The sequence below is a fragment of the Glutamicibacter sp. TV12E genome (assembly GCF_052441935.1).
GTDB lineage: Bacteria > Actinomycetota > Actinomycetes > Actinomycetales > Micrococcaceae > Glutamicibacter.
In genome coordinates, this window is record NZ_JBQVVF010000001.1 from 1,320,484 (window position 1) to 1,334,888 (window position 14,405).

The 14,405-nt window shown below is 63.4% G+C and carries 13 protein-coding genes; 10 read left to right on the forward strand and 3 right to left on the reverse strand.

Going from position 1 to position 14,405, the window contains the following annotated elements:
- From iolD to ACT7DV_RS06225, 8 genes are all read left to right on the forward strand, one after another.
- Positions 1–1,932, forward strand: coding sequence for a 3D-(3,5/4)-trihydroxycyclohexane-1,2-dione acylhydrolase (decyclizing) (gene iolD, locus ACT7DV_RS06190; RefSeq protein WP_444664784.1), 1,932 nt, complete (start codon positions 1–3; stop codon positions 1,930–1,932).
- Positions 1,933–1,975: 43 nt separating this feature from the next.
- A complete protein-coding gene (locus ACT7DV_RS06195) occupies positions 1,976–3,490 on the forward strand; it encodes a CoA-acylating methylmalonate-semialdehyde dehydrogenase (RefSeq protein WP_444661362.1) in 1,515 nt (504 codons plus the stop codon).
- A 29-nt stretch (positions 3,491–3,519) separates the two neighbouring features.
- Entirely contained in the window at positions 3,520–4,440 is a 921-nt protein-coding gene (locus ACT7DV_RS06200) for a sugar phosphate isomerase/epimerase family protein (protein WP_444661363.1), read from the forward strand.
- 41 nt (positions 4,441–4,481) lie between these two features.
- Positions 4,482–5,495 carry a Gfo/Idh/MocA family protein gene (locus ACT7DV_RS06205; RefSeq protein ID WP_444661364.1) on the forward strand — a complete coding sequence of 338 codons (1,014 nt, stop codon included), beginning with the start codon at positions 4,482–4,484 and terminating at the stop codon, positions 5,493–5,495.
- A 7-nt stretch (positions 5,496–5,502) separates the two neighbouring features.
- Positions 5,503–6,387, forward strand: coding sequence for a sugar phosphate isomerase/epimerase family protein (locus ACT7DV_RS06210; RefSeq protein WP_444661365.1), 885 nt, complete (start codon positions 5,503–5,505; stop codon positions 6,385–6,387).
- A 64-nt stretch (positions 6,388–6,451) separates the two neighbouring features.
- Positions 6,452–7,417 carry a sugar phosphate isomerase/epimerase family protein gene (locus ACT7DV_RS06215; RefSeq protein WP_444661366.1) on the forward strand — a complete coding sequence of 322 codons (966 nt, stop codon included), beginning with the start codon at positions 6,452–6,454 and terminating at the stop codon, positions 7,415–7,417.
- A gap of 7 nt (positions 7,418–7,424) precedes the next feature.
- Positions 7,425–7,643: a hypothetical protein gene (locus ACT7DV_RS06220; RefSeq protein WP_444661367.1), complete on the forward strand. Its 219-nt coding sequence runs from the start codon at positions 7,425–7,427 to the stop codon at positions 7,641–7,643.
- A 152-nt stretch (positions 7,644–7,795) separates the two neighbouring features.
- On the forward strand, positions 7,796–9,340 hold the full coding sequence (locus ACT7DV_RS06225; RefSeq protein ID WP_444661368.1) for a sugar porter family MFS transporter: 1,545 nt from the start codon (positions 7,796–7,798) through the stop codon (positions 9,338–9,340).
- Between the two features lie 60 nt (positions 9,341–9,400).
- Here the strand turns inward: ACT7DV_RS06225 and ACT7DV_RS06230 are convergent, their stop codons facing one another.
- Complete coding sequence (locus ACT7DV_RS06230) at positions 9,401–10,402, reverse strand: LacI family DNA-binding transcriptional regulator (RefSeq protein ID WP_444661369.1); 1,002 nt, start codon at positions 10,400–10,402, stop codon at positions 9,401–9,403.
- A 96-nt stretch (positions 10,403–10,498) separates the two neighbouring features.
- Here ACT7DV_RS06230 and ACT7DV_RS06235 point away from each other — a divergent pair, with 96 nt between their 5' ends.
- Positions 10,499–11,590 (forward strand): Gfo/Idh/MocA family oxidoreductase, encoded by a 1,092-nt coding sequence (locus tag ACT7DV_RS06235; protein WP_444661370.1) that lies wholly within the window; start codon positions 10,499–10,501, stop codon positions 11,588–11,590.
- Positions 11,587–12,387 (forward strand): TIM barrel protein, encoded by an 801-nt coding sequence (locus ACT7DV_RS06240; RefSeq protein WP_444661371.1) that lies wholly within the window; start codon positions 11,587–11,589, stop codon positions 12,385–12,387. Before ACT7DV_RS06235 ends, ACT7DV_RS06240 begins: the two co-directional genes overlap by 4 nt.
- A 59-nt stretch (positions 12,388–12,446) precedes the next feature.
- On the opposite strand, the gene iolB is transcribed toward ACT7DV_RS06240, so the two are convergent.
- Together iolB and ACT7DV_RS06250 are read right to left on the reverse strand one after the other, a co-directional pair.
- A complete protein-coding gene (gene iolB, locus ACT7DV_RS06245; RefSeq protein ID WP_444661372.1) occupies positions 12,447–13,349 on the reverse strand; it encodes a 5-deoxy-glucuronate isomerase in 903 nt (300 codons plus the stop codon).
- Positions 13,350–13,389: 40 nt separating this feature from the next.
- A complete protein-coding gene (locus ACT7DV_RS06250; RefSeq protein WP_444661373.1) occupies positions 13,390–14,130 on the reverse strand; it encodes a GntR family transcriptional regulator in 741 nt (246 codons plus the stop codon).
- Positions 14,131–14,405: the final 275 nt, after the last annotated feature.

A 14,405-nucleotide genomic window follows, 5' to 3' on the forward strand; every position in this document is an offset into this window, starting at 1 on the left:
ATGACCGTCGCCCAGGCGGTTGTGGAATTCCTGGGCCGCCAGTACACGGTGGATTCCATCGGCGGAACCCAGTACCGCGAACGGCTGATCCCGGGCATGTTCGGCATCTTCGGCCACGGCAATGTCGCCGGCGTGGGCCAGGCGCTGAAGCAGTGGCAGGCCAAGGACCCAAGCCTGATGCCGTACTACCAGGGCCGCAATGAGCAGGCCCAGTCGCACCAGGCCGTCGCCTATGCGCGGCATACCCGCCGCCGGGCCACCTACGCGGTGTCCACCTCCATCGGCCCTGGCTCCTCCAACCTGCTCACCGGTGCCGCCCTGGCCACCGCAAACCGCCTTCCGGTGCTGCTGCTGCCTTCGGACACCTTCGCCACCCGTGCCGCGGACCCGGTGCTGCAGCAGCTGGAAATGCCCCACGGCTATGACATCACCGTCAACGACGCCTTCCGCCCGCTGTCCAAGTACTTCGACCGCGTCACCCGCCCGGAGCAGCTGGCCAGCGCCCTGCACCACGGGCTGCGGGTACTCACCGACCCTGCAGAAACCGGTGCAGTGACCATTTCCCTGCCCCAGGACGTGCAGGCCGAGGCCTTCGACTTCCCGGAAGAATTCTTTGCCGAGCGCGAGTGGAAGATCCGCCGTCCCGAGCCAGAGGCGCAGGACATTGCCGAAGCAGCCAAGATGATCCGGGCCGCCAAGCGCCCGCTGATCGTCGCCGGCGGCGGGGTGCTCTACGCCTTTGCCACCGGGGAACTGGCTGAATTCTGCGAGGCCACCGGCATCCCGGTGGGCAATACCCAGGCCGGCGTGGGCGTGCTGCCCTGGGATTCCAAGTACTCGCTGGGCGCCATCGGATCCACCGGAACCACCGCCGCCAACGCGCTGGCCGGGCAGGCGGACCTGGTCATCGGCATTGGCACCCGCTACGAGGACTTCACCACCGCAAGCCGCACCGCCTTCCAGAACCCGGAAGTGAAGTTCGTGAACATCAACGTCGCGGCACTGGACGCCTACAAGCACGGCACCGTGCTGCCGGTGGTGGCCGATGCCCGCAAGGCGCTGATCGCGCTGCGCGAAGCACTGACCGGCTACCGGGTCGACGGTGCCCTTGAGGTGCAGGCCGCCAGCGAAAAGCAGCGCTGGGATGCCACCGTGGACGAGGCTTTTGCCGAGCGCCTGAGCCCCCTGGTCAGCCAGAACGCCATTATCGGCGCGGTGAACCAGGCCATGGACCCCCGCGACGTGGTGGTTTGCGCCGCCGGTTCGCTGCCTGGGGATCTGCACAAGATGTGGCGGGTTTCGGACCCCTACGGCTACCACGTGGAATACGGATTCTCCTGCATGGGCTATGAGATCGCCGGCGGGCTGGGCATCAAGCGCGCCGTCATCGATGAGGCTGAGCGCGGTGACCAGGAGAACCGCGATGTGGTGGTCATGGTGGGCGACGGATCCTACCTGATGATGCACACCGAGCTGGTCACCGCGGTGGCCGAAGGCCTGAAGCTGATCACCGTGCTGATCCAGAACCATGGCTACGCCTCCATCGGCGCGCTCTCCGAGTCCCTGGGCTCCCAGCGCTTCGGCACCAAATACCGCACCCTGGATGCCGAAAGCCACAGCTTCGATGACGGCTCCACCCTGCCGATCGACCTGGCCGCCAACGCCGAATCCCTGGGCGTGAAGGTCATCCGGATTGCACCGGGGCCACAGGCCATCGAGGACCTGTCGGCAGCCATCGCCACGGCCAAGGCCGCACCGGAAGGCTCCGGCCCGATCCTGATCCACATCGAATCCGATCTCTACGCCGATGCTCCCTCCAGCGAATCCTGGTGGGATGTCCCGGTCAGCGAAGTCGCCGAGCTTGAGAGCACCACGGCGGCCTACCAGAACTACACCAAGAACAAAGCGCGCCAGAAGCCCCTCTTGGGCTAGGGCCGGCAACAGAACACTCTTGAACAGCAAAGGAAATACGGCAATGACTACCACCGCCACCGACGTCGCAGAAATCTTGCACTTCATCAACGGTGCCCCTTCCGCGGGCACCGGCACCGGCACCCAGCCGGTCTACAACCCCGCCACCGGCGAAATCACCGGCCAGCTGCGCCTGGCCAGCGATGAGGACCTGGCGCAGGCCGTGGCCGTGGCCAAGGCCGCCTCAGAAACCTGGGGCGAAGTATCGATCGCCAAGCGCAGCAAGATCCTCTTCCGCTTCCAGCAGCTGCTCACCGAGCACACCGACGAGCTGGCCCGCATCGTGACCAGCGAGCACGGCAAGGTGCTCTCCGACGCCGCCGGCGAAATCAGCCGAGGCATCGAAGTGGTGGAGTACGCCTGCGGCATTTCGCAGTCGCTGAAGGGCGAGTACTCCGACCAGGTCTCAACCGGCATCGACGTCTTCTCCTTCCGCCAGCCGCTGGGCGTGGTCGCCGGCATCACCCCATTCAACTTCCCGGTCATGGTGCCGCTGTGGATGGCCCCGGTGGCCATCGCCACCGGCAACGCCTTCATCCTCAAGCCATCCGAGCGCGACCCTTCCGCCTCGCTGCTGATCGCCGAGCTGTTCAAGCAGGCTGGCCTGCCCGACGGCGTCTTCCAGGTTTTGCACGGCGGCAAGGAGATTGTCGACGGCCTGCTGACCCACCCGGATGTCGACGGCATCTCCTTCGTCGGCTCCACCCCGATCGCCAAGTATGTGCACGAAACGGCCTCCAAGCACGGCAAGCGCGTCCAGGCGCTGGGCGGGGCGAAGAACCACGCCGTGGTCATGCCCGATGCCGACATGGACCTGGCCGCCGACCACATCAACGCCGCCGCTTTCGGCTCCGCCGGCCAGCGATGCATGGCCATCTCCGTGGCCGTCGCCGTGGGCGATGCCGCCGACGCGCTGGTGGACAAGCTCGCTGACCACGCCCGCAAGGTCAACGTCTCCAACGGCCTGGATGAGAAGGCGGACATGGGTCCGGTCATCACCCCGGCCTCCAAGTCCCGCCTGCAGAAGATCGTCGGCGAGGCTGAACAGGCCGGCGCCGCCCTGGTCATCGACGGACGCGACCTGGTGGTCAAGGACCACGAGAACGGCTTCTTCGTCGGCCCGACCATCCTGGACAAGGTCAGCCGCGAAATGAGCGCCTACACCGAGGAGATCTTCGGCCCGGTGCTGGTGGTCCTGCGCGTGGATTCCCTGGAAGAGGCCATCGAAGTGGTCAACGCCAACCCCTATGGCAACGGCACCGCGATCTTCACCTCTTCCGGCGCCCACGCCCGCACCTACACCCGCCGCATCCAGGTGGGCATGGTCGGGGTCAACGTGCCGCTGCCGGTTCCGGTGGCATGGCACTCCTTCGGCGGCTGGAAGGACTCGCTGTTCGGCGAGCACCACATCTACGGCCCGGATGGCGTGCGCTTCTACACCCGTGGCAAGGCCATCACCCAGCGCTGGCCAGAACCAGCCAAGGGCACGGCTGCGACCTTCAACTTCCCTTCCAACTAGCCTTTTGAGCCAGAGAAACGGTACGCATCATGGCACAGAACATCACCATCGGAACTGCTCCTGACTCCTGGGGCGTATGGTTTGCCGACGACCCCAAGCAGACCCCGTGGCAGCGCTTCCTCGACGAGGTGGCCGAAGCCGGGTACAAAACCATCGAGCTGGGCCCCTACGGGTACCTGCCGACCGACCCATCCCAGCTCGCCGATGAGCTGGCCGCCCGCGACCTGAACGTCTGCGCCGGCACCGTCTTCACCGCCTTCCACCGCGGGATCGTTGGCAGCGCCAATGCGTGGGAGGAAGCATGGGAGCCAGCACGCAAGGTGGCCGAGCTGACCGCCGCCATGGGCGGCGAGCACATCGTGGTGATCCCGGCGATGTGGCGCGACGACGTCACCGGGCAGGCGCTGGAACCAGGTACCTTGGATGCTGCCGGCTGGGACTCGCTGGCCAAGGGCCATGACCGGCTGGGCAAGATCCTGCAGGAGGAATTCGGCCTCAAGCAGCAGTTCCACTCCCACGCCGACTCCCATGTCTGCGGCCAGGGCGACATCGAGAAGTTCCTCGAGGTCACTGACCCGCAGTACACCACCCTGTGCCTGGACACCGGCCACGCCGAATACGGCGGGGCATCCAGCGTGGATTTGATCCGCCGCTTCCCTGAGCGCATCGGCTACCTGCACCTGAAGCAGATCAACCCGGACATCCTGGCCACGGTGCGCGAGCAGGACATGACCTGGGCCGCGGCCAACCTCGCCGGTGTCATGTGCGAACCACCTGCGGGACTGCCGGACCTCAACGAGGTACTGCAGGAAGTCGAGAAGCTGGGACGTCCGATCTTCGGCATCGTGGAGCAGGACATGTACCCGGTAGCCGACTTCTCGGTGCCGCTGCCGATTGCCACGCGCACGCGCAACTACCTGCACAGCTGCGTCTCGCGCAGCCACGTTTAAGCCAGACTGAACCTAGCCAAGAACTCTTGAAAGGACATATCGTGCCAGATATCCTGCGCGTCGCCGTCGTTGGAGCCGGACGCATGGGCGCCGACCACATTCAGCGGATCCACCACCGCATCTCCGGAGCCGAAGTGGCTGCCGTGGTCGACATCGACCTTGACCGGGTCAACGCCGCGATCGACGGCATTCCCGGAGCCAAGGGCTACACCGATCTGGACGCCGCGCTTTCCAGCGGGGAGGTGAATGCGGTGCTGCTGGCCACCCCGGGCTTCCTGCATCATGATGCACTGCTGAAGGTGCTTGAAGCAGATATTCCGGTGTTGTGCGAGAAGCCGCTGACCCCGGATGCCGCCTCATCCTGGGAGATCGTCGAGGCCGAGGCGAAGCTGGGCCGCAAGCGCATCCAGGTGGGCTTCATGCGCCGCTTTGACGCCGAATACCGGCAGCTGCGCCAGCTGATTGAGAACCAGGGCCTGGGCGAACTGCTGGTGCTGCACCACCAGCACCGCAACCCGAGCACCCCTGAGGGGTTCACCAACCAGATGCTGATCAATGACTCGGTAGTGCACGAATTCGATGCCATCCGCTTCTTCACCGGCGAGGAAATCACCTCGGTGCAGGTGCGCCTGGGCAAGGCCACGCGCAATGCGCCTAACGGCCAGCACGACCCGCAGCATGTCTTGCTGGAAACCTCCTCGGGTGTGCTGGCTGACGTGGAAATCTACGTCAATGCTAAGTTCGGATACGAAGTGGCCACCCAGGCATCCTTCGAGGATGGCATCGTGTCCATCGGCAATGACGCGGGACCCTATGTGCGCACCGCAGGCCAGTGGGGCGGCAAGGTCACCCCTGGTTTCGAAGAACGTTTCGGCGCTGCCTACGACACCGAGATCCAGTCCTGGGTTGACGCGGCCCTGCGCGATGAAATTGGCGGGCCGAACGCATGGGATGGCTACGCCACTGCCGCGTGCTGCGAAGCGGGCGTCGAAGCCCAGCGCACCGGCGCCAAGGTAGAAGTGCAGCTGAACAGCAAGCCGGATCTCTACAGCTAGGGGCAACATGAAATACGCATTGGATCCCACGCCATTCCATTCCACCCACTCGGTGCTGGAGTTCCCGAAGCTGGCCGCAGAGCTGGGCTACGACTACATCCAGCTGACTCCGCATGCGGACATCATTCCGTTCTTCACCCACCCGAAGGCCGATGACGACCTGGTCGCCAAGCTGGCCGCCGAGTGCAAGGGCGCTGGCGTGGGCATCGCCTCGGTGCTTCCGGTGCTGCGCTGGTCCTCGCCCGATGAGAACCTGCGCCAGGCAGCGGTGCGCTATTGGAAGCGCGCCATCCAGATTGCCGTGGACCTGGGGGTGACCCAGATGAATACGGAGTTCTCCGGGCGCCCGGAGCGTGCCGAGGAATCCGAGGCCGCGTTCTACCGGTCCATGGAAGAACTGGTGCCGATCATCGAGCGCGAGGGCATCAACGTGGCCATCGACCCGCACCCGGATGACTTTGTGGAAGAGGGCCTGGCCGCCTGGCGGGTGATCCGCGGAGTGAATTCGCCGAATCTGTCCTTCGTGTATGTCGCCTCGCATTCATTCCACATGAAGGATGCGCCGTTGGAGATCATGCAGACGGTAGGGGAGCGGCTTCGCGTGGTCCACGTGGCTGACACCATGAACCACCATGCCTCGCATGGGCTGCGCTACATCACCAACCCTCCGGGCAATCCAGTGCGGGTGCACCAGCACCTGAAGGTTGGCGACGGCGATGTGAACTGGGATGAGTTCTTCTCCGGCCTGGTGGCCAATGGCTTCACCGACCGAGCGGAGAGCGTGATGGTCTCGAGCGTCTTTGCGGAGAACGAGAACGCCATTGAGGTCTCGAAGTACCAGCTGGAGCAGATGCGCAGCCGCGTGGCTGCAGCCCAGGCCGCACGCGTCTAGGCGCAAGCACAGCTGCCCGGCCCGCAATGGGCCGGGCAGCGATCTTTTAAGGAAGGAATCAGCCATGGAAATCGGTCTGATCACCGATTCGCTGTCATCGCGAAGCTTCGACGAGGTCCTGGGCATTGCCGCCGACCTGGGTCTGAGTTCCATCGAATTGCCTACGGGCAATTGGTCCGAGGCCCCGCACCTGGACCTTGATGCCCTGCTGGACAGCGAAGCGGAGCGCCTGGCCTACCTGGGCAAGATTGCCCAGGCCGGGCTGCGCATCAGCGCGCTGAACGCCAATGGAAACCAATTGCATCCGGTATCGGGACCTGAACAGGACTTGGTGCTGCGCAAGACGATCCGCTTGGCCCGGCTCATGGACGTCCCCATGGTCGTGTGCATGTCAGGATTGCCCGGAGCCGCGGGGGACAGCACTCCGAACTGGGTGACCAGCTCGTGGCCGCCGGAAAACCTGGCGATCCTGGAGCACCAGTGGGAGCAAGTGGCCCTTCCCTATTGGCGGGAGCTTGCTGGTTTCGCCCAGGAACACCGCGTCAAGCTGGCGATCGAACCCTGCTTTACGCAGCTGGTGTACAACGCGGCGACCGCCAAGCGGCTGATCGATTCGGTGGCCAGCGACTGGGTTGGCATCAACCTGGATCCTTCGCACCTGATGGCGATGGGGGCGGATATCCCTAGCGTGATCCGTGCCTTGGCTGGCACCATCATGCACGTGCATGCCAAGGACGTGCGATTGAACGCACCGCTTGTAGCCGCGAATGGCTTGCCCGATGGCACCGCCATGACGCAGTGGCAGCAGCGGGCCTGGAACTATGTGACCCTGGGTTTGGGGCACCCGGCAGGCGAAGCCTTCTGGGCTGATTTTGTCTATGAGCTGCGCGCTGCCGGCTATGACGGCACGCTCAATATCGAGCACGAGGACGTGCTGGTCAATTCGGAAGAAGGAGTTCGCCGTGCGGCCGGGCTGCTGCGCAGAGTGGCCCTGCAGGGTGAACCGGATTGGAAGCCTGCCCAGGTATAAGACAGCCATGACAGGAGGTGTCCGAGGCCGGAACCAGTCAGTGGTTCCGGCCTCGGCCTGCTTCTGGCGGACTTTGCGGGGAGCGCTCATCGAGGCCTTGCCTACCCCGTCCAATCCGCTGCATTACGGTGATGACTCGGGTGGCGAGAGCATTGAAGGAGCCGCGGGCAGGGCCGTGCCGATTCTCGGCCCGGGCGTTGAAGCGGTATTTGTCAGGACAAAATAGCCCACAACTCTTGATCGGGCAACACTGATGACGTATTGTCCTTACATAGAGGCTGTGAAGCCAATCACTTTCAGTTTATGTGGCAGGGTCAGGATGATGCGAAGCAGCACCCCGCCGCACCGTGTGAGAGAAGCCGGATCGCAGAAGATCCGATGGATGGCCGAAGGCCAGCAAAGCTTTCACCCGGGCAAACCAAAGGAGTTCCCATGTCCAGTGCGCAGAATCTCTCTGCCAAACCGAGTCTCCCGCCACTGACTGCGGGACCGCATTCCAAGCGTCTCGGTTTGATTTCCATCATCGCTTGCTTCGGAGGGCTGCTCTTCGGCTACGACACCGGAGTCGCCAACGGCGCAGAGGGGCCGATGGCCGCCGAACTTGGCCTGAATCTCCTGCAGGTCGGGGTGGTGATCAGCTCCCTGGTCTTCGCCGCTGCCATTGGAGCACTGGTCGGCGGGCAGATCTCAGATGCGTGGGGCCGGCGCAAAACCATCATCATGCTTGCCGTCCTGTTCTTCGTCGGTACCCTGCTCGTAGTCTTCTCCCCAGCGGGCCCAGAACCAGGAACCTTCTCACCATCGGGCTTCTCTGTCCTGGTCGCCGGACGCATCATGCTCGGACTCGCCGTCGGCGGAGCATCGACCGTAGTGCCGGTCTACCTGGCCGAATTGGCCCCGTATGAGAACCGCGGATCCATCACCGGGCGCAATGAGCTGGCCATCGTTTCCGGCCAGTTGGCAGCGTTCGTCATGAATGCCATCATCGGCACCGTATTGGGCGGAAGCGTGGACGGCGTCTGGCGCATCATGTTCGCCATTTGCGCCCTGCCGGCCCTGGCCTTGTTCTTCGGCATGCTGCGCATGCCCGAATCCCCTCGCTGGCTCGTGGAAAAGCGCCGTTACGCGGAAGCGCTGCGCATACTCAAAACCGTGCGTTCGGCCGAACGCGCACTGGCTGAAGTCCATGAGATTGAAATCGTGGCCGAAGAGGAAAAGCGGAACAACAAGCCGGTAGGCATCAAGGCCATTTTGACCAACAAATGGTTGTTGCGCATTATCGCCATCGGCATCGGTGTCTCCATGACCCAGCAGCTCACCGGCATCAACTCGATCATGTACTACGGAACGAGAGTGCTCGAAGAGTCGGGGATGTCCGAGCAGCAAGCGGTCTTGGCCAATATCGCCTTTGGCGTCGTTGCGGTCATCGGCGGCATTATCGCGCTGCGCAATATGGACCGCATGGATCGCCGCAAGACTTTCTTGATCGGCTTGTCGCTGACCACCATCTGCCACATGCTGGTGGCCTTCGCCGGCATGCTTTTGCCTGCGGGCAGCCCGATCCGCCCCGTTGTCATCATGGTTCTCGTGGTCGCCTTCGTGATGTCCATGCAGACCTTCCTCAATGTTGCCGTGTGGGTCTGGCTGGCAGAAATCTTCCCCTTGCATATGCGTGGGCTGGGCATCGGCATCTCGGTGTTCTTTGGCTGGGGAACCAATGGCGTGCTGGCGCTGTTCTTCCCATCCCTGGTCTCCGGGGTCGGCATCACCGGATGCTTCTTCATCTTCGCTGGAATCGGCGTGCTGGCCCTGATCTTTGTCGCAACCCAGGTTCCCGAAACCCGCGGCCGGTCCCTTGAAGCCCTCGAAGAGGATGTTTCCACTGGAGCCATCTACCAGGTCAAGGCTTCGGCCGGCGCCTAATCCAAAATCCCGGCACCAACCAAGAGAGCCGGCCCCACCATGTGGTGGGGCCGGGTCCCGTTAAGCGGTGTGCCTGCCGGTACTGCCGCGCACTACGAGTTTCGGTGCGTGTGTGCTCGACTCGCCAGGCGAATTCAGGGCCGCCTGCATCGCCGCCTTCGCCAACGCCGCGACATCCTGGCGAACACTGGTCAAATCTGCATGCGCCAGCCTTGAAAACTCGCTGTCGTCGTAGCCAGTCAAGCTGATCTGCTCGGGAACTCTTATGCCAGCGAGGTCGATCGCCTGCCGGGCGCCCAGAGCGGCGCGGTCGTTAAAGGCTAGAATTGCAGTGGCGCGCTCGCCTGGAGGCGTTGCCTCGAAGTAGTTCTGGAGGGCCTTGAAGGTCGCGGCCTCATCGGCACTTGCGTGGAGAACCTGGCCAGAAGCCTTGGTGCATTCAACCGAGGCCAGGAAGGCTTCGCGGCGCTGTTGCGCCGAGACGGCAGTCCCGCCATCCAGATGCAGCATCCGTTCGTGCCCAAGCCTGGCCAAGTGGCTGACAAGCTGCTCAATGCCCGCGGCCTCGTCGGTGGTGATCGAGGGCACTGCCTTGGTCTTGCGCAGCAAGCTGATGACCGGAAGCTGCCTGGCTGCCTGAGCCAGTTGGGTGGCCGGCAAGTCAGGGAAGACGCCGATCACTGCCTCGACGCCAGCGTCAATGAGGGTATTGAGCACCCGGCGCTCATCCCGGTGCTTGCCTGTGGCGCCCAAAATAATTTCGAAGCCGTTGGCATCGGCCTCGGCGTACAAGGCATCTGCCAGTTCAGCATGCAGCGGTTCGCCGAGCGCCAGGGCCAGTCCCAGGGTTCTGCTGCGGCTGCTGCGCAATGAGCGAGCGCGCGAATCAGGGCGGTAGCCCAAATCCGCAGCAGCTTGCTTGACCCGCGCCCGGGACTCTTCGCTCGCCCCTTCGGCCTCCCGCAGCACGATGGACGCCAATGCAACGGAAACCCCAGAGGCGCGGGCGACATCGGCGAGAGTGGGGCGTTTTGCCGGTGGCCGCGCGGAGTTTGAGGACATTGGCCAAACTTTCTTCTAGAACGTTATAGACACTTGCTATCCAGTGTGCCATGATTTTCCTGAACAATATATCTAGAACGTTCTAGGAGAATCCTCATGGCTTACCAGTCATTGCCAGAATCCGCAGCCCAGCCATTGCGGATTGCCGTCATCGGCACCGGCTGGATCGGCGCATTCCACGCCCGTACCGTGGCGCAATACTTGCCCGATGCGCAGCTGCATGTTGTCGCTGATCCCGCGCCAGGGCGCGCAGCCGAGCTAGCCGCGGAACTCGGCTGCACCAACTACACCGAAGACATCGCCGATATCTTCGATGACGAAACCGTGGATGCCGTAGTCATCGGTGCGCCGTCAATTTTCCACGCAGGCCTGATCGCCCAGGCTGCCGCGGCCGGCAAACACATTTTCTGCGAGAAGCCGGCGGCCCACGCGTTGGCTGACCTTGATAACGCGCTACAGGCGGTCGAGGATGCAGATGTTCTCCTGCAGATTGGCTTCAACCGACGCTTCTCACAGGACTTTGCGACCGTCGCAGAACAGGTTGATTCCGGGGCTATCGGCACCCCGCAACTCTTGCGTTCGCTGACCCGCGACCCGGAAGTGGCCGGCGGATTGCCCAATGCCGGAAAGATCCGCTCCCACGTGATCTTCACTGAGACGCTGATCCACGACTTTGACACCTTGAACTGGCTGAACCCGGGGTCCGAGGTTGTAGAAGTGCACGTCATGGCGGATGCCTTGGTCGCGCCAGAGCACCGTGAGACAGGATTGCTGGATACCGCGGTGGTCACCATGCGCTACTCCAATGGGGCGATCGCGGTGGCCGAGGCGAACTTCTCGGCCAGCTACGGCTATGACGTGCGCGGAGAGGTATTCGGCTCCAAGGGCATGGTCCAGGCCGGCAACCCGGTGCAGCTGGCAGCTTCCAGCTTCGACGCGCAGGGGGCGCATGCGCCGACCGAACGCCTGAACATCGAACTGTTCGCCCAGGCCTACCGCGATCAGCTTTCGATCTTCACCCGCAAGATCCGCGGCTTGCGCGAAGGCACCGCCGACGCGGCGCTGGCTGTGCCGACCGGTGCCGATGCGCGTGCGGCCCTGCGCGTGGCACTGGCCGCCCTGGAATCCTCCGAAACCGGCCTCCCGGTCAAGCTGGAGTCGGCAACTCGACTCGCGGTCAACGCATGAGCACGCAACTAGCGGTCTGCGCCGAGATGGTCTTCCTGGATCTTCCGCTGATCGACCGGGTCAAGAAGCTGGACCAGGCCGGATTCGAAATCGAGCTATGGGACATCCGGGACAAGGACCTTTCAGCGCTCGCGGCCACGGACGCGAGCTTCGGCTCCATGACCGGCTACAGCGAAGGCAGCCTGTGCGATGCAGACAGCGCGCATGAAGTAGTGCGCACGGCCAGGGAATTGATTCCCGCGGCCAAGGAGCTGGGCATCAGCCGCCTGGTAGTGCATCCTGCGCAGCTCATTGACGGCCAGGCCGCCACCCCGCGTTTCAGGGCCACCGGCCAAATGTGGCTGACCGCCGCAAGGACCTTGGAAGAACTGGGGCGTCTGGGCGAAGAGCATGAGGTGACGTTCATGCTGGAGAACCTGAATACGATTCTTGACCATCCGGGCATCCCGCTGGGCCGGGCGAAGGACACGCTGGCTCTGGTCAAGGCGGTTGACCACCCCAACGTGAAAATGATGCTTGATCTCTACCATGCGCAGATTGGCGAGGGGAACCTGATCGAGCTGGTGCGTGCGGCATTGCCGCATATCGGAGAAATCCAGGTGGCTGACGTTCCGGGCCGTTGCGAGCCGGGAACCGGCGAGATCAATTATCGCGCAGTAGCCCAGGCGCTGGCCCAGCTCGGTTACTCGGGTCCCGTTGGCATGGAAGCCTATGCCAGCGCGGATTCGCAAGGCGCCATCGCGGCCTTTGCCGACGCTTTCGAACCACTGGCCCAGCTAGCGGGCAGAAACCGATAAAGCGAAGCGGTGGCAACAGGAATTCCTGTTGCCACCGCTTCGCTTTGTGCCATCGTGGACTAGGCCGAGGGCCCAAACGGCAAGCGCGGATCCATGCTCTGCGCATCCCAGGTCTGGCGGATCCAGCCGTGGTGCGGGTCATCGCTGATCAGCCAATCGCGCACCCGCCCTGCTCCAGCCATGACATTCAGGTAGTAGAGGTCATAGCCCGGCGCCGCCATGGCCGGACCATGCCAGCCATAGGGAACCAGGACGACGTCCCCGGTGCGCACCTCTGCATTAACGTCGATAGGACGCTCGTCCGAGGCATAGACCCGGGCGTAGCCAATCGGGTCGGTGTCCTGCGGGGATGGCATATCGCGGGCCAGCTGGGTCTCGAAGTAGTAGATCTCCTCGAGGCTTGTTTCGCCCTCTTTCTCCTCATCATGCTTGTGCGGAGGATAGGAAGACCAGTTGCCGGCCGGGGTGATCACTTCGCAGACGATGAAACGGTCGGCTTCCAGCGCGGCCGGGGTGCCGAAGTTGTGAACCTGGCGCGAGCAGTTGCCCGCGCCGCGCAGTTCAACCGGGGTATCCCCGGCCTTGATCAGGCGCGTCGGATAGGACTGCTTGGCCGGAGCCAGGGCGAGTGCAACGCGGCCACCCTGCTCGGCGGTGATGGTTATGGCCTTATTGATGCCCGTGTACAGGACATCAGCCGGACCGTTGAACACCGATGCGCGACCGGCGAGCTCGTGCTCCTCGCCGTCCACGCTGACCGTGAAGGAGGCGCCGGAGAGCGGTACGACAATTCGTTCTTCGGCCGCGGCATCCAGCTGGATCAATTGCCCGGGAGCCAAAGCGGTCACCTTGAGCCCGGTATGGGCCCAGCCGTCCACCGCGAGGGCGGAGTCATGGGCACCGAGCGAGATGCTCCAATCCCCGTCGCTGGCGGAACCAGCAGGGTAGATCCAGTCGGTCATTTTCATTCCTTTCGACGGCGGTGCCCGGTGCCTCGCGTTGCTAGCGCTGCACCAAGGTCATTTCAAAGCTGTACGCGTCAGCGCGGTAGACGTGAGACCCCGTCTCAACATTGCGACCGGTGTCATCGACAGCGGTGCGCTGCATGGTGACCAGGGCCGAACCCGCGCTGGTATCAAGGGCGTGCGCCTGGGCGTCATCGGCGATGGTTGCACCGATGCGCTGCTGTGCGAGCCGGAAATTGACGCCCGCGTCGCGCAAGAGCTCGTAGAGGCCATGGGCGCGCAAGGACTTTTCATCGAGCTCGACAATGTCGTCGCGCACCCAGTTCTCCATCAGCGCCAGCGGGCTGCCGCCGGCAGAACGCAGACGGGTGAAGTGGTAGACCGAAACGCCATTGGGCAACGAGAGAAGTTCCTGGATTTCCGACGGAGCTGGAATGTGCTCGAAGCTGAGCAGCGTAGTGGAGGGCTTCTTTCCGGCACGCTCAAGGTCGTCGTTCAGGCTGGAGAGTTCAAGGTGCCGGCGGATTTGGCTGGACACGACCTGCGTGCCCACCCCGCGCTTGCGCACCAAGAGCCCCGACTGGACGAGATCATCCATGGCCTTGCGGATGGTGGGGCGGGATAGCCGCAGTCGCTGGGCCAGCTCGATTTCGTTTTCCAGCCGGGTGCCCGAAGCGAGAGAACCGTCGCGGATGGCGCCTTCGATGCCTTGCACTACCTGGTGGTAGAGGGGGATCGGTGAAGATCTGTCGATCTTGATGCTCAGTGGTGTGCTCACAATTGCTCCTTGCCGGCGACTTCGTAGTCATATGTCGCTTTGACAGGACAAACTATATAGGAAAGTTGACGCTTTGGGCATCCCCTGTGTGAAAATCAGCGTGATCCAGAGCAGTTGGCCGCTGTGGGCGTTGTCGGATAGGCCGCGTGCAGCCGCTCCGATGCGGTTGATAATCCCTGTTTTACTAGGGAGTTTGGACGGAAACGTCACCTTGTCCAATTGTCCTGACAAAAAATCGAACGAAATTCATTGCCTGCAGGTCCGGGAGGCGCATA

Coding starts and splice junctions, on each gene's coding strand:
- iolD (WP_444664784.1), top strand. CDS start 1: ATGACCGTCGCCCAGGCGGTTGTGGAATTCCTGGGCCGCCAGTACACG.
- ACT7DV_RS06195 (WP_444661362.1), top strand. CDS start 1,976: ATGACTACCACCGCCACCGACGTCGCAGAAATCTTGCACTTCATCAAC.
- ACT7DV_RS06200 (WP_444661363.1), top strand. CDS start 3,520: ATGGCACAGAACATCACCATCGGAACTGCTCCTGACTCCTGGGGCGTA.
- ACT7DV_RS06210 (WP_444661365.1), top strand. CDS start 5,503: ATGAAATACGCATTGGATCCCACGCCATTCCATTCCACCCACTCGGTG.
- ACT7DV_RS06215 (WP_444661366.1), top strand. CDS start 6,452: ATGGAAATCGGTCTGATCACCGATTCGCTGTCATCGCGAAGCTTCGAC.
- ACT7DV_RS06220 (WP_444661367.1), top strand. CDS start 7,425: ATGACAGGAGGTGTCCGAGGCCGGAACCAGTCAGTGGTTCCGGCCTCG.
- ACT7DV_RS06225 (WP_444661368.1), top strand. CDS start 7,796: ATGGATGGCCGAAGGCCAGCAAAGCTTTCACCCGGGCAAACCAAAGGA.
- ACT7DV_RS06230 (WP_444661369.1), bottom strand. CDS start 10,402: ATGTCCTCAAACTCCGCGCGGCCACCGGCAAAACGCCCCACTCTCGCC.
- ACT7DV_RS06235 (WP_444661370.1), top strand. CDS start 10,499: ATGGCTTACCAGTCATTGCCAGAATCCGCAGCCCAGCCATTGCGGATT.
- ACT7DV_RS06240 (WP_444661371.1), top strand. CDS start 11,587: ATGAGCACGCAACTAGCGGTCTGCGCCGAGATGGTCTTCCTGGATCTT.
- iolB (WP_444661372.1), bottom strand. CDS start 13,349: ATGACCGACTGGATCTACCCTGCTGGTTCCGCCAGCGACGGGGATTGG.